Raw genomic sequence first — 14,544 nt, forward strand, 5'->3', positions numbered from 1 at the left:
AAATAAACTTTCAGGGCGCTTAAAAAGCAAAGCGGGGAGGCCTGGCGGCCTCCCCGCTATATAGCTAGACCAGCATTCCCTACAACACGCCAACGCTGCGCAACTGGCGCACTTCTTCCGCTCCTAGCCCTAACACCTCCTCAAGCACCACCTCGGTATGCTCACCCAACATAGGCGGCGCCAGCCGATACTCGACAGGCGTCGCCGACAAACGTATCGGGCTCGCCACCTGCGGCACATTGCCTGCCAACGCATGCGGGATACTGACCGCCAGCCCGCGAGCCAGCACTTGGGGGTCGCGGAACACCTGGGCAAGATCATTGATTGGCCCACACGGCACACCCGCTGCCTCCAGCTTGCTCACCCATTCGGCCGTGGTCTTGAACACGGTGGCCTGGCGAATCAATGGAATCAGCTCAGCCCGGTTGGCCACACGCAGCTTGTTGGTGGCAAAGCGAGGGTCAGTCGCCCATTGAGGCTGCCCGGCCACCTCGGCGAACTTGCGGAACTGGCTGTCGTTGCCCACGGTAAGAATGAAATCGCCATCCGCCGTCGGAAAATCCTGATAAGGCACGATGTTGGGGTGCGCATTGCCCAGGCGACGGGGCGCCGTGCCCGTGGTCAGGTAGTTCATTGCCTGGTTCGCCAGGCAAGCCACCTGCACATCCAGCAGCGCCATGTCGACGTGCTGACCGACCCCAGTCTGGTCACGGTGGGCGAGGGCAGCCAACATGGCCACCGTTGAGTACAGCCCGGTCAGAATGTCGGTAAGGGCGACACCCACCTTGACCGGGCCTGCGCCTTCCTCACCTTCCGGGCGCCCCGTCAGGCTCATCAGCCCACCTAGCCCCTGGATCATGAAGTCATAGCCAGCGCGCCGGGCATAAGGCCCGGTCTGCCCGAAACCGGTAATGGAGCAATAGATAAGCCGCGGATTGTCGGCCTTGAGGCTCTGGTAATCCAGCCCATAGGCCGCCAGCCCACCCACCTTGAAGTTCTCGATGACGATATCGCACTTCGCCGCCAGCTCACGCACCAGGCGCTGGCCCTCGGGCCGCGTGAAATCGATCGTCACCGACCGCTTATTGCGGTTGGCCGACAGATAATAAGCCGCCTCGCTCGTGTTCTCGCCATTGGCACCTTTAAGGAAGGGCGGCCCCCAGGAGCGGGTATCGTCCCCACTGCCCGGCCGCTCGACCTTGATCACGTCAGCCCCCAGGTCAGCGAGGATCTGGCCAGACCACGGACCGGCCAACACGCGCGACAGGTCCAGCACCCGCAGATGTGATAACGCGCCCATGGACTGGCTCCTTATCAATAGAAAGCCTGGATACCGGTTTGCGCGCGGCCCAGGATCAGCGCATGCACGTCGTGCGTACCTTCATAGGTGTTGACCACCTCCAGGTTGACCAGATGACGGGCGACACCGAACTCGTCGGAAATCCCGTTACCACCAAGCATGTCGCGCGCCATGCGTGCGATATCCAGCGCCTTGCCGCAGGAGTTGCGCTTCATGATCGAGGTAATTTCCACCGCCGCGGTGCCTTCGTCCTTCATTCGCCCAAGGCGCAGGCAGCCTTGCAGCGCCAGCGTGATCTCGGTCTGCATGTCGGCCAGCTTTTTCTGGATCAGCTGGTTTGCAGCAAGTGGGCGACCGAACTGCTGACGGTCCAGCGTGTATTGGCGGGCGGTGTGCCAGCAGGCCTCTGCAGCACCCAGCGCCCCCCAGGAAATGCCGTAACGGGCCGAATTCAGGCAAGTGAACGGACCTTTGAGGCCACGCACATCGGGGAAGATGTTCTCTTCCGGCACAAACACATTATCCATGACGATCTCGCCGGTAATCGACGCGCGCAGACCGACCTTGCCATGAATTGCAGGCGCACTCAGGCCCTGCCAGCCCTTTTCCAGGACGAAGCCACGGATATCTCCGGCGTCATCCTTGGCCCAGACCACGAATACGTCAGCGATCGGGCTGTTGGTGATCCACATTTTGCTGCCGCTCAGGCGATAACCGCCCTCGACCTTCTTGGCCCGGGTAATCATCGAGCCCGGGTCAGAGCCATGGTTAGGCTCGGTCAAACCGAAGCAACCGATCCATTCCCCACTCGCCAACTTGGGCAAGTACTTCTGTTTCTGGGCTTCGGTGCCAAATTCGTTGATCGGCACCATCACCAGCGAAGACTGAACGCTCATCATCGAGCGATAACCGGAGTCGATGCGCTCCACTTCGCGGGCAATCAGGCCATAGCACACATAGTTCAAGCCACTGCCGCCGTATTGCTCGGGGATGGTCGCACCCAGCAGGCCCACTTCCCCCATTTCGCGAAAAATCGCCGGGTCGGTCTGCTCATGACGAAACGCCTCGAGTACACGCGGGGCCAGCTTGCCCTGGGCGAACTGATAAGCGCTGTCACGCACCATGCGCTCTTCTTCAGTGAGCTGCTGATCCAGCAGCAGTGGATCGATCCAGTTGAAGCTTGCTTCACCAGCCATGAGCGGAATCCTCGAGAAGGGGGCGGAGTTTTTATGTGCCTTTGAGCCTAGGACTGATTGCCCGCTGATACAAACGAGGATTGCGCACCATATAGTGATATTTTGTCACTTCGAAAATCAGAACCCCGCCACATTTTCGGCCTTACGAGTGAGGTTGACGTACATGCGACGCAAGATCCCCAGCACCTCTGCATTGGTTTGCTTCGAGGCCGCTGCACGTCACCAGAGCTTCACCAAGGCCGCCCAGGAGCTTTCCCTGACCCAAGGCGCCGTCTGCAGACAGATTGCCAGCCTGGAAACGTTCCTTAACGTAGAGTTGTTCCGCCGCTCGCGCCGTGGTGTGAAGCTGACCGAGGCGGGCCTGTCGTACAGCCGACAGGTTGCCGCGCAACTGGACGCAGTGGAGCGCGACACCTTGTCAGTGATGCGACAGCAGGGCGCCAGCGTGATCGAACTGGCAGTAGTACCGACCTTCGGTACCCAATGGCTGCTACCGCGCCTCAAAGACTTCCAGCAGCGCCACCCGGAGGTCACCGTGAACCTCACCAACCGCACCCGGCCATTTCTGTTCGCGGACACAACATTCGATGCCGCCATCTATTTTGGTGATGGCGACTGGTCTGGCACACAGTCGCAGCGGCTGATGGGGGAAAACCCGTTACCCGTATGCAGCCCGGCACTGCTGGGCGGGCAAGGCACGCTCGAAGCACGGCACATCGCTGAGCTGCCACTGTTGCAGCAGAGCACGCGGCCGTACGCGTGGCGGCAATGGTTCGCAAGCGTGGCCATGAATGTGGAACGTGACATGACCGGCCCACGCTATGAGCTGTTTTCGATGCTTGCCCAAGCGGCCATGCACGAGATGGGCGTCGCGCTGATACCGCCGTTTCTGATCCAGCGCGAGTTGCAGGAGGGTAGGCTGGTAGTCGCTAACAGACACGTCCTGACTAGCGACAAGGCCTACTATCTGATGATTCCAGAACGCAAGGTGGAGTCCGCATCTCTGCGCGCATTCCGTGACTGGCTGGTGAGCCAAGCGCAGGCATATGCCCAGGAACGGGACAACCTGACCCCGTAGTCAATTATTTTTAACACCTACAGATATATATATTTGTCGCATATTCGTAAACTGTTACGTACGCACAAAAATACCCGCTAACCGTCCTGACTACGGGGCTTTGCGGGTTATTTTGCGACATCGAACAAGCCATCAGCGAACTGGCCAAAATTTTTTTGTTTTTTCCTCCTAATCTGGCAAAAGCCCGTAGTTGATGGGCTGCGACCTTATGCGTGCGACAAGCGGTCACAGGGTGACTTGTAGTTTTAACTTCGTTTCGCTCCAGAACCGGTTGAAGCCCTATGGGTTCGTCTGCAAAATGCTTCGCCCGCCCAGGATCCGGCGGGATGGCGCTCCACAGCCACCCAGCACACCATTCGCAGTGCGCTGGCTTTGACAAAAACAAAGGTCACCGCAGGAGAAATAGTCGTGCACATTGGTGTTCCTCTCGAGACGCAGACCGGTGAGACAAGGGTCGCTGCGACCCCCGAAACCATCAAGAAACTGATTGGCCAGGGCCATCAGGTCACCGTTCAACGGGGGGCAGGGCTCAACGCCGCCATTCCGGACAGTGCCTATGAGGCCGTGGGTGCTTCCCTGGGGACCGCAGCCGATGCATACGGCGCCCAACTGGTCCTGAAGGTGGTCGCGCCCAACGACCAGGAACTGGCCCTGATCAACAGCGGCAGCCTGCTGGTAGGTATGCTCAACCCCTTCAACAGCGAACTGATCGGCAAGATGGCCGAACGCGGGATCACCGCCTTCGCGCTGGAGGCCGCGCCCCGCACGTCAAGGGCGCAGAGCCTGGACGTGCTGTCGTCACAGGCGAACATTGCCGGTTACAAGGCCGTGCTGCTGGCTGCCCATCACTACCCACGCTTCATGCCCATGCTGATGACCGCCGCCGGTACGGTCAAAGCCGCCCGGGTACTGATCCTGGGTGCGGGCGTTGCCGGCCTGCAGGCCATCGCCACGGCCAAGCGCCTGGGCGCAGTGATCGAGGCGTCCGACGTACGCCCGGCGGTGAAGGAGCAGATCGAGTCGCTGGGCGCCAAGTTCATCGACGTCCCCTACGAGACCGACGAAGAACGGGCGTGCGCCGAAGGCGTCGGCGGCTATGCCCGGCCGATGCCAGCCAGTTGGATGCAACGCCAGGCCCAGGCCGTGCACGAGCGCGCCAAGCAGGCGGATATCGTCATCACCACCGCATTGATCCCTGGCCGCAAGGCGCCAACCCTGCTCAGTGCCGAAACAGTGGCCCAGATGAAGCCTGGCTCGGTCGTCATCGACCTGGCCGCGGCCCAAGGCGGCAACTGCCCGCTGACCGTGGCGGACCAGGTCGTTCAGGCGCATGGCGTGACCATCGTCGGCCCTACCAACCTGCCGGCCCAGGTCGGCGCCGATGCCTCGGCGCTGTATGCGCGCAACCTGCTGGACTTCATGAAGCTGCTGTTCGACAAGGACGGCGCACTGACCATCAACCTCGAAGACGACATCGTCGCGGCCTGCCTGATGTGCCGCGATGGCCAGGTCGTCCGCAAGAACGGCTAAGGAGCACGACAATGGAAGACATGCTGATTTCCCACGGCATCTACAACCTGATCATCTTCGTGCTGGCCATTTATGTGGGCTACCACGTGGTGTGGAACGTCACCCCGGCGCTGCACACCCCACTCATGGCGGTCACCAATGCCATCTCGGCGATCGTCATCGTCGGTGCCATGCTGGCCGCCGCCCTGACCGTGACCCCTGCCGGCAAACTGATGGGCACCCTGGCGGTGGCCCTGGCCGCAGTCAATGTGTTCGGTGGCTTCCTGGTCACCCGCCGCATGCTGGAAATGTTCAAGAAGAAAACCAAGAACGAGGCGCAGAAGTAAGCATGAGCATGAATCTGGTAACGCTCCTCTACCTCGTCGCCTCGGTGTGCTTCATCCAGGCGCTCAAGGGCCTGTCGCACCCGACAACCTCGCGGCGCGGCAACCTGTTCGGCATGATCGGCATGGGCATCGCCATCCTCACTACGGTTGGCCTCATCTACAAGCTCGCGGCGCTCTCCATCGGCAACGGTGGGGCTACGACCGGCATCGGTTACGTACTGGTCGGCCTGCTGGTCGGTGGTACCGCCGGTTCGATCATGGCCAAGCGGGTCGAGATGACCAAGATGCCCGAGCTGGTCGCCTTCATGCACAGCATGATCGGCCTGGCTGCGGTGTTCATCGCCATCGCCGCAGTGCTCGAACCGCAGTCGATGGGCATCGTTGCAGCCATCAGCGACCCGATCCCTACCGGTAACCGCCTGGAACTGTTCCTCGGCGCAGCCATTGGTGCCATTACCTTCTCTGGCTCGGTGATCGCTTTCGGCAAGCTGTCGGGCAAATACAAATTCCGCCTCTTCCAGGGCGCACCCGTACAGTTCGCCGGTCAGCACAAGCTCAATCTGATCCTGGGCCTGACCACCATCGCCTTGGGCCTGCTGTTCACGTTCACCGGCCATTACAGTGCCTTCACCCTGATGCTGGCCTTGGCCTTTGTCATGGGTGTGCTGATCATCATTCCGATTGGCGGCGCCGACATGCCGGTGGTTGTTTCAATGCTCAACAGCTACTCGGGTTGGGCAGCTGCGGGTATCGGCTTCTCGCTGAACAACTCGATGCTGATCATCGCGGGCTCGTTGGTGGGCTCTTCTGGCGCCATCCTGTCGTACATCATGTGCAAGGCGATGAACCGTTCGTTCTTCAACGTCATCCTCGGCGGCTTTGGTGGCGACACCGACGCGGGGGCGGCGCAAGGCTCGCAAGAGCAGCGCCCGGTCAAGTCCGGCTCGGCTGACGATGCCACCTTCCTGTTGAGCAATGCCGACAGCGTGATCATCGTTCCGGGCTATGGCCTGGCGGTGGCCCGTGCCCAGCATGCACTCAAGGAACTGACCGAAAAGCTGACCCACAACGGTGTAACCGTGAAGTACGCGATTCACCCGGTTGCGGGGCGTATGCCTGGGCATATGAACGTGCTGCTGGCCGAAGCCGAAGTCCCTTACGACCAGGTCTTCGAGATGGAAGACATCAACGCCGAGTTTGGCCAGGCCGACGTGGTACTGGTGCTGGGCGCCAACGACGTGGTCAACCCGGCGGCAAAAAACGATCCCAAGTCGCCCATTGCCGGCATGCCGATTCTCGAAGCGTTCAAGGCCAAGACCATCATCGTCAACAAGCGCTCGATGGCCAGTGGCTACGCCGGCCTGGATAACGAACTGTTCTACCTGGACAAAACCATGATGGTATTCGGTGACGCCAAGAAGGTCATCGAAGACATGGTCAAGGCTGTGGAATAAAGCGCCGCAGCAAACCCGCCGATATAAAGGAAGCCCCGGTAAGCATCTACCGGGGCTTTCTTTTTATTGATCCGGATCAACGGCTCTACCGAGAGGCTTCTCATACGACCATGGTCGTGGGACGGCAATGGGCGAAATCTCTAGACTGCGCTGCAGTAGTTTCAGCAGCCCGAGATAACAATCCATGTACCGTGACCGTATCCGCTTGTCCTCTCTGCACAGCAAGGTAATGAGTGCGGCTGATGCCGCTGGTCTGATCGAGGACGGCATGACTGTCGGCATGAGCGGCTTTACCCGCGCCGGTGAGGCCAAGGCCGTCCCGCATGCACTGGCCGAACGTGCCAAACAGTCGCCACTGAAGATCAGCCTGATGACCGGCGCCAGCCTGGGCAACGACCTGGACAAGCAACTGACCGAGGCCGGTGTATTGGCCCGCCGCATGCCTTTCCAGGTAGACAGCACCCTGCGCAAGGCCATCAACGACGGCAAGGTGATGTTCATCGACCAGCACCTGTCGGAAACCGTCGAACAACTGCGCAACCAGCAATTGAAGCTGCCGGACATCGCGGTCATCGAAGCCGTGGCCATCACTGAGCAGGGCCACATCGTACCTACTACATCGGTGGGTAACTCGGCCAGTTTCGCCATCTTCGCCAAGCAGGTGATTGTCGAGATCAACCTCTCGCACAACACCAACCTCGAAGGTTTGCACGACATCTATATCCCCACCTATCGCCCGACCCGCACGCCCATTCCGCTGGTCAAGGTCGACGATCGTATCGGCAGCACCGCCATCCCGATCGACCCGGCGAAGATCGTGGGTATCGTCATCAGCGACCAACCGGACTCGCCATCTACCGTGTTGCCGCCAGATGACGAAACCCAGGGTATCGCCAACCACCTGATCAACTTCCTGAAGAAGGAAGTGGAAGCTGGCCGCATGACCAACAAGCTCGGCCCACTGCAGGCCGGCATCGGTAGCATTGCCAACGCCGTGATGTGCGGCTTGATCGAGTCGCCCTTCGAAGACCTGACCATGTACTCCGAAGTGCTGCAGGACTCGACCTTCGACCTGATCGACGCCGGCAAGCTGCGCTTTGCATCGGGCAGCTCCATCACCCTGTCGACCCGCCGCAATGCCGATGTATTCGGTAACCTCGAACGCTACAAGGACAAGCTCGTACTGCGCCCGCAGGAAATCTCCAACCATCCGGAGGTCGTGCGGCGCTTGGGCATCATCGGTATCAATACCGCGCTGGAGTTCGACATCTACGGCAACGTCAATTCCACCCACGTGTGTGGCACCAGGATGATGAACGGGATCGGTGGCTCGGGTGACTTCGCCCGTAACGCCCACCTTGCTGTATTCGTTACCAAGTCGATTGCCAAAGGCGGTGCAATTTCCAGTGTGGTGCCAATGGTCAGCCATGTGGACCATACCGAACACGACGTGGACATCCTGGTCACCGAACAAGGTTTGGCCGACCTGCGTGGCCTGGCCCCGCGCGAGCGGGCACGCGTGATCATCGACAACTGTGTGCACCCAGACTACCGCGCGGCACTGAACGATTACTTCGAGCGCGCCTGCCAACGTGGCGGCCATACGCCACATATCCTGCGCGAAGCGCTGAGCTGGCACGAGAACCTGGAAGAAACCGGCCGCATGCAAGCGAGCTGATCCAGCGGCGGCATGGAACAGCAGCCCCGCTTCTGCTGTTCCAGCCCATTCGCGTTTCACGTCCAGACCCAAGAATATCAAGAACTGTACTACTGTACCTGTCCTAGGCTTCTTTCAAGCCTGCAGAACATCGCCACATACCAAAAATGCACCATAAAGATGCAGACCAGTACAGTTTCGCCTGTTTCGAGTGCAACAGTAGGGTTACACAGTTAACTGAGCCATCGTCTTTCGCATGAACTGTATCTACTGTTCTGGACAAGAGAGGAGGATCATTGGCATCAGTTAAATCACTACCTAATCCCGCCATAAGCGGAAGGATGAAGCATCATGGAACGTACCCTCAGTTCCGGTCTGGTTTTTGAAAGCAATGCCCAGCAATCCAACGCATCGCTGCCGCTGCGCGCACTGTCCACTCTGGTGCTGTGGCAGCGCCGCATGGCAAGCCGCCGTCAACTGGCTCGCCTGGACGCTCGCCTGCTGGCCGACGCTGGCATCAGCGAGTCGCAGCGTTACGAAGAGCTGAGCAAGCCTTTCTGGCGCTAAGCACCGGCTTGCCGGCTTCGGCCGGCACCGCGAATTCCTGAAACCCGTTGCAGGCAACTGCGACGGGTTTTTTGTTTGTGGCATGCAGAGGTCAGCGCCAAGCGCTGAACAGATACAGTTTGTGTAGTACAAATCCAAACCGATACAGTTGACGGCCCGTTCTTCGTTAACATCTGGAAACACCCGCGCGTGATACGCTTGGCTTGGCAGTCTGGTAGAAACCACTGTCATAAGTACCGCGACCAGCAATGCGAGCGTCCGATAAGCAGAACCACCCGACCCGAGTTCAGGAGTGCACGAAATGTCCCGTAAATATCTGATTGGCGCCGCTCTTATGCTGAGCCTGGCTGGCACCGCAAACGCCACCAGTTTCGTCGTCACCACTGACGCTGTAGTAGGGGCAGTAGCTGCGTCCACCGACGCCACCTCGGATGTTTCTTCGTCGTTCCGTGACGATAAAATCGTCCAGGCCGCCCGTGACGACGCTGCCAGCTTCGTAGGCAGCCAAGGCGATATCCGCGGTGCCAAGCTGGAAAGCGCGTTCCGGCACATCCGCGCACAAATGCCAAGCCTGCAGGCCAGCGACGCCGAACTGGCCCAGGCCATTCTGGCAATCTAAGCGCCGGCAAGCGCCCAGGCTGTGCCGGGTGCCCCGTACAGCCAGGCCAGCCCTCGCCACCCTTACTTCCAGTTGTCGTAGAGCCCATGCGTTATCTGTTGCCGCTGCTGTTTTCCCTTGCCGGCATGGCCAGCGCCCATGCCATGGACACCACTACCCAAGGCCTGGTGATCTCAGCCTACGCCACCAGCCAGGTCACCACTGCACCCTTTGATCGCAAATTGGTGCGTGAGGCCCGTGACGATGCCGCGGTATTCGTCGCCACCCATGGCCAGATCCGCGGTGCTCGGCTGGAAGCTGCCCTGGAATCATTACGCCATAATTGCGCACGGCAGGGCGTTGGCGATCTGGAACTGGCGCAAGCAATTCTCGTCCAATGACTACATCTGACTCCCTGTAATTTTTCGGAGATGCTCCATGCGTAAACCGCTGATTGCCGCTACCCTCGGCATGTTGCTGCTGGCTGACCTGGCCCAGGCACAGACCCTGGTGGCCACCAGCAACATCATCGTGCGTGCCTTTGGCCGCTCGATCGACTTCACCTCGGACACCACCACTTCGATCCGCGACTCGAAAGTGGTACGCGAAGCCCACGACGACGCTGCCAGCTTCGTGGCCAGCAACGGGGACATCCGTGGCGCGCAGCTCGAAGCTGCCCTCACCACCCTGCGCGAGCGCGTTCCGGAAGCACGCGGCGCCAGCGACCAGGTATTGGCCGAAGCCATCCTCGCACTGTGAAGCCCGTGCGTGCCTGGCTGCTCGGCTGCGCCCTGACGCTGCTCGGCACGCCCGCCCTGGCCGGCCTGCAGCTCGAGCTGCAGTCGTCCGGCCTCGACCCACAGCAGACTCAAGCCAGCCAGGCCCTGCTTGACGAGGCCATGGCCAAGCTGCCCCCGCGCTTCAAGCAGCAACTCGACCGCCGCGTGCAGGTGAGCTGGAGCGACAACATGCCAGCCGACGCCTATGGGCAGGCCACACTGGTGTCCACGCTTCAGCTCAACCGTCGCCTGCTGCCCGGGCTCACCGATGGCAGTGCCGCCATTGAGCGCACCAACCGCCCTCATGGCACCGTGCGACAAGAGCTACTGGCCACTGTCCTGCACGAACTCAGCCACATCTACGACCGTGCGCGCCTATGGCCCAGCCGTGAAAGATCGCTGATTGCCCGCTGTAAACGCCAACAGGGCACCGTGGGCAAAATCGGCCTGCCTGAGGAATGCCGCGGCCAGGCTGAGCGCCGCTTCACCCTGAGCGATGACCCACGCCTGCTTGACCTGGCCGGCTGGCCGCAATACGTGGGCCGCCGGGGTGAGCGTGAGCAGCACAACGGCCAGTTCGTGCGCAGCCCCGACAGCTATGAACTCAGCAGCCCCAAGGAATACCTCGCGGTGAACATGGAGTACTTCCTCCTGGACCCGAGCTACGGTTGTCGCCGCCCGGCGCTCAACCAGTACCTGCATGAGCATTTCGGCTGGGCACCGCCACAGAACACTTGCGCCAGGGGCTTGCCATTCATCAATGCCGGTAGCGACTTCGCCCGCCAGCCACTGGGCGAAATCGACCCCGAACGGGTTTATGAAGTGGACTACCTGCTGGCCGAAGCCAACCAGAACCTGGTCAGCCGCTGGGGCCACAGCATGCTGCGCCTGGTCATCTGCAGACCCGGCCGCCCCCGCGGGCCAGACTGCCGCCTCGACCTGGACCAGAGCCTGGTGCTGTCATACCGCGCGTTCGTCAACGATGTGCAGCTATCGAGCTGGGACGGCCTGGTCGGCGTCTATCCATCGCGCCTGTTCGTGCTGCCGCTGGGCCAGGTCATCGACGAATACACCAAGACAGAGCTGCGCAGCCTGGCCTCGGTGCCCTTGAAGCTGAACCGCGAAGAGATTGAAAACCTGGTGCGCCAGGCTGCCGAAATGCACTGGAGCTACGACGGCAACTACTGGTTCCTGTCCAACAACTGTGCCGTAGAGTCATTGAAGTTGCTGCGCAGCGGCACCGCCAACCCGCAATTGAATGACCTGGACAGCATCATGCCCAACGGTTTGCTGGCCGTGCTCAAGGGCAGGGGGCTGGCCGACACGAGCGTGCTCGACAACCCCCGCGAGGCGCTGCGCCTGGGCTACCGCTTCGACTCCTACCGCGAGCGGTACCAGGCCATGTTCGAGGTGCTGCGCAAGCAATTGCCGATCCAGCAGCAACTGGTAGAAGACTGGCTGGCCTTGAGCGCCGAGCAACGTCGCCCCTGGTTCGCCCAGGCCGACCTGCGCACCAGCGCTGCGCTGCTGCTACTGGAGCAGGCCAGCCTGCGCCGGCAACTGTTGCTGGCCCAGGACGAGGTCAAGCAGCGCTACCTGAATGCCGCAGCGTTGAAAGATGGCAGCGTCAACAAGGCCGATGCCACCCTCAAGCAAATGCTTGCCAACAGCGGCTTCCTCAGCCGCCCGGCAGAATTGCTCGACAGCAAAGGCTATGGACTGCCGCAGCCCGAAGAACGCGAACACCTGGAGCGGGAGAGCAAGGAACGGCAGGCCAGGTTGCTGCGCCTGAGTACCAACCTGGACAAGGAGGTAAGGGCGCTGCTGGCCCCCTCGCGGGCCAGGGAAATTTCTGCGGTAGAGGCCAATGTGAAGCAGATAGGCGAGCATTTGCGGGCACTGCACAAGGCTGCAGGTGGCCTGCAGTTGTAACGGCGCCTATCCGCGGCGAGCCGGCTTACACCTAGTGGAGTTGGCTTGCCAGCGGCAGGGCCCGCAGCACGAGCACAGCATCTTAAAGGCGTTCCCCGTGCTCCTCCGGCAAATCCTCATCAAGGTGCAGCCAAGGCAACCGGCTGCCTACCCAGATATGGCGGTTGGCGCGCACGCCCTCCGGGTGGTCGAGGGTGGCCACGGTCACATCGATGGTCTCGGGACTGTGCGTGGTCACCAGCGCCACATGGGCCCCACACCGCCCACAAAAGTAACGGCTGCAACTGGGCGGGGCCACGTAGCAGTTCGGCTTACCCGTTAACCAATGGAAATCCGAGCGGGGTAGGGTCAGCCAGGTCACGACCAGCCCACCACTTACCCGCCGACAGATTGTGCAGTGGCAGTGGGCGATGTCCGTCAGGTCACCCGCCAGCCGATACCGCAACGCGCCGCAATGGCAGCCACCCTCGGTCACATGCTGCATCATCTACCTCTCGTCGCCTTTGCTTCAGCGAAAGCTGGCTGAAAGCTTGTGCTCATAGGATAGCGCCACCACCGGCACAAGACCGGTCAGCCAGGGCGCCCGGTAACAACCGCGCCCGGCCCAATCAACAACAACAATGGTGATCCTGATGTATTCCTGTGCCCGCCTTCGCGCAATCCCCCTCCGCATGCTCCCCGTGCAGCGCCAAACGCGCTGACCCGCCCGAATCGACGTTCCTTTCGTAGCGCCACGCCTGGAGTATTGCCATGCTGACCTTCCTCGGCTTTGCCATGGTCATCACCTTCATGTACCTGATCATGACCAAGCGCCTGTCGGCCTTGATCGCGCTGATCCTGGTACCGATCCTGTTCGCCGTGTTCGGCGGTTTTTCCGCCAAGATCGGCCCGATGATGCTCGAGGGCATCAGCAAGCTCGCGCCTACCGGCGTGATGCTGATGTTCGCAATCCTGTATTTCGCCCTGATGATCGACTCCGGCCTGTTCGACCCGGCCGTGCGCAAGATCCTCAAGCTGGTCAAGGGCGACCCGCTGAAAGTCTCGGTGGGTACCGCCGTACTGGCCCTGGTGGTTTCGCTCGACGGTGATGGCGCCACCACTTACATGATTTGCTGCGCCGCCATGCTGCCGATGTACAGCCGCCTGGGGATGAGCCCGCGAATCATGGCCGGCCTGACCATTCTGGCCGGCGGCGTGATGAACATGACCCCTTGGGGCGGCCCGACCGCACGTGCCGCCAGCGCCCTGCACGTGGACCCGTCGGACATTTTCGTGCCGATGATCCCGGCCATGTTGTTCGGCGTACTGGCCATCCTGGCCATTGCCTACCTGTACGGCAAGCGTGAGCGTGCCCGCCTGGGTGAACTGCACCTGCCAACCGATGACACCGACCATAGCGATATCACCGTTTCGCAATTCCCTGAGGCCCGCCGCCCCAAGCTGCTGTACTTCAATGGCGCGCTGACTGCCGCCCTGATGGTCGCGCTGATCGCCGGTATCCTGCCGCTGCCGGTGCTGTTCATGATCGCCTTCAGCATTGCCATGATCGTCAACTACCCCTGCCTGCAACAGCAGAAAGACCGCATCGCCGCCCATGCCGGCAGCGTGCTGGCAGTCACCGGGTTGATCTTCGCCGCGGGCATCTTCACGGGCATTCTGTCGGGCACCGGCATGGTCGATGCCATGTCCAAGAGCCTGCTGGCAGTCATCCCTGAAGCGATGGGCCCCTACATGGCAGTGATCACCGCAATCGTGAGCATGCCGTTCACCTTCTTCATGTCCAACGACGCGTTCTACTACGGGGTTTTGCCAGTGTTGGCCGAGGCCGCCAGCCACTACGGCATCAGCCCGGTTGAAATGGCCCGCGCATCGATCGTCGGCCAGCCGGTACACCTGCTCAGCCCACTGGTGCCCTCGACCTACCTGCTGGTAGCCCTGGCCGGTATCGAGTTTGGCGATCACCAGCGCTTCACGCTCAAGTGGGCAGTGCTGGTGTGCCTGTGCATAATGTTCGCCGCGCTGCTGATGGGCATTTTCCCGCTGTTCAGTAGTCTTTAATAAACGCGTATTACCCCACCGCGACGCGCCCTGCAGGGCGCGTCGCCTTTACCGCTCGAAGGAAACAAC

General features: G+C 61.0%; 14 protein-coding genes. 11 read left to right on the plus strand and 3 right to left on the minus strand.

The features are described from left to right. Window positions 1-79 precede the first annotated feature (79 nt). Both B3361_RS19505 and B3361_RS19510 read right to left on the minus strand, forming a co-directional pair. On the minus strand, window positions 80-1,300 hold the full coding sequence (locus B3361_RS19505; RefSeq protein ID WP_054904520.1) for a CaiB/BaiF CoA transferase family protein: 1,221 nt from the start codon (window positions 1,298-1,300) through the stop codon (window positions 80-82). Between the two features lie 14 nt (window positions 1,301-1,314). After that, on the minus strand, window positions 1,315-2,496 hold the full coding sequence (locus B3361_RS19510; protein ID WP_154211486.1) for an acyl-CoA dehydrogenase: 1,182 nt from the start codon (window positions 2,494-2,496) through the stop codon (window positions 1,315-1,317). Window positions 2,497-2,659: 163 nt separating this feature from the next. Here B3361_RS19510 and B3361_RS19515 point away from each other — a divergent pair, with 163 nt between their 5' ends. The 10 genes from B3361_RS19515 to B3361_RS19560 all read left to right on the plus strand — a co-directional run bounded on the left by B3361_RS19515 (window position 2,660) and on the right by B3361_RS19560 (window position 12,417). Next, window positions 2,660-3,574 (plus strand): LysR family transcriptional regulator, encoded by a 915-nt coding sequence (locus B3361_RS19515; RefSeq protein ID WP_054904518.1) that lies wholly within the window; start codon window positions 2,660-2,662, stop codon window positions 3,572-3,574. Between the two features lie 408 nt (window positions 3,575-3,982). Further along, window positions 3,983-5,104 (plus strand): Re/Si-specific NAD(P)(+) transhydrogenase subunit alpha, encoded by a 1,122-nt coding sequence (locus B3361_RS19520; protein WP_009683556.1) that lies wholly within the window; start codon window positions 3,983-3,985, stop codon window positions 5,102-5,104. An 11-nt stretch (window positions 5,105-5,115) separates the two neighbouring features. After that, window positions 5,116-5,430: an NAD(P) transhydrogenase subunit alpha gene (locus B3361_RS19525; RefSeq protein WP_003256966.1), complete on the plus strand. Its 315-nt coding sequence runs from the start codon at window positions 5,116-5,118 to the stop codon at window positions 5,428-5,430. A gap of 2 nt (window positions 5,431-5,432) precedes the next feature. Then, window positions 5,433-6,884, plus strand: coding sequence for an NAD(P)(+) transhydrogenase (Re/Si-specific) subunit beta (locus B3361_RS19530; protein ID WP_009683557.1), 1,452 nt, complete (start codon window positions 5,433-5,435; stop codon window positions 6,882-6,884). A gap of 184 nt (window positions 6,885-7,068) precedes the next feature. Continuing rightward, a complete protein-coding gene (locus B3361_RS19535) occupies window positions 7,069-8,562 on the plus strand; it encodes an acetyl-CoA hydrolase/transferase family protein (protein ID WP_029885367.1) in 1,494 nt (497 codons plus the stop codon). 330 nt (window positions 8,563-8,892) lie between these two features. Further along, window positions 8,893-9,108, plus strand: coding sequence for a DUF1127 domain-containing protein (locus B3361_RS19540; protein ID WP_054904517.1), 216 nt, complete (start codon window positions 8,893-8,895; stop codon window positions 9,106-9,108). Between the two features lie 301 nt (window positions 9,109-9,409). Next, the gene (locus B3361_RS19545; RefSeq protein ID WP_029885365.1) at window positions 9,410-9,727 is read left to right on the plus strand and encodes a DUF2388 domain-containing protein; all 318 of its coding nucleotides are present in this window, start codon (window positions 9,410-9,412) and stop codon (window positions 9,725-9,727) included. 86 nt (window positions 9,728-9,813) lie between these two features. Then, window positions 9,814-10,107 (plus strand): DUF2388 domain-containing protein, encoded by a 294-nt coding sequence (locus B3361_RS19550; protein WP_009683560.1) that lies wholly within the window; start codon window positions 9,814-9,816, stop codon window positions 10,105-10,107. Window positions 10,108-10,144: 37 nt separating this feature from the next. Then, on the plus strand, window positions 10,145-10,465 hold the full coding sequence (locus tag B3361_RS19555) for a DUF2388 domain-containing protein (protein WP_009683561.1): 321 nt from the start codon (window positions 10,145-10,147) through the stop codon (window positions 10,463-10,465). Then, window positions 10,462-12,417: a DUF4105 domain-containing protein gene (locus tag B3361_RS19560; protein WP_054904516.1), complete on the plus strand. Its 1,956-nt coding sequence runs from the start codon at window positions 10,462-10,464 to the stop codon at window positions 12,415-12,417. Before B3361_RS19555 ends, B3361_RS19560 begins: the two co-directional genes overlap by 4 nt. Before the next feature lie 82 nt (window positions 12,418-12,499). Here B3361_RS19560 and B3361_RS19565 read toward each other — a convergent pair whose 3' ends face one another. Continuing rightward, complete coding sequence (locus B3361_RS19565) at window positions 12,500-12,901, minus strand: GFA family protein (RefSeq protein WP_054904523.1); 402 nt, start codon at window positions 12,899-12,901, stop codon at window positions 12,500-12,502. A gap of 266 nt (window positions 12,902-13,167) precedes the next feature. Between B3361_RS19565 and B3361_RS19570 the strand changes: the two genes are divergently transcribed. After that, entirely contained in the window at window positions 13,168-14,475 is a 1,308-nt protein-coding gene (locus B3361_RS19570; protein WP_009683564.1) for a CitMHS family transporter, read from the plus strand. The last annotated feature ends 69 nt before the right edge of the window (window positions 14,476-14,544 follow it).

Source organism: Pseudomonas sp. UBA6699 (genome assembly GCF_002454615.1).
In the GTDB taxonomy this organism is placed as follows: domain Bacteria; phylum Pseudomonadota; class Gammaproteobacteria; order Pseudomonadales; family Pseudomonadaceae; genus Aquipseudomonas; species Aquipseudomonas juntendi.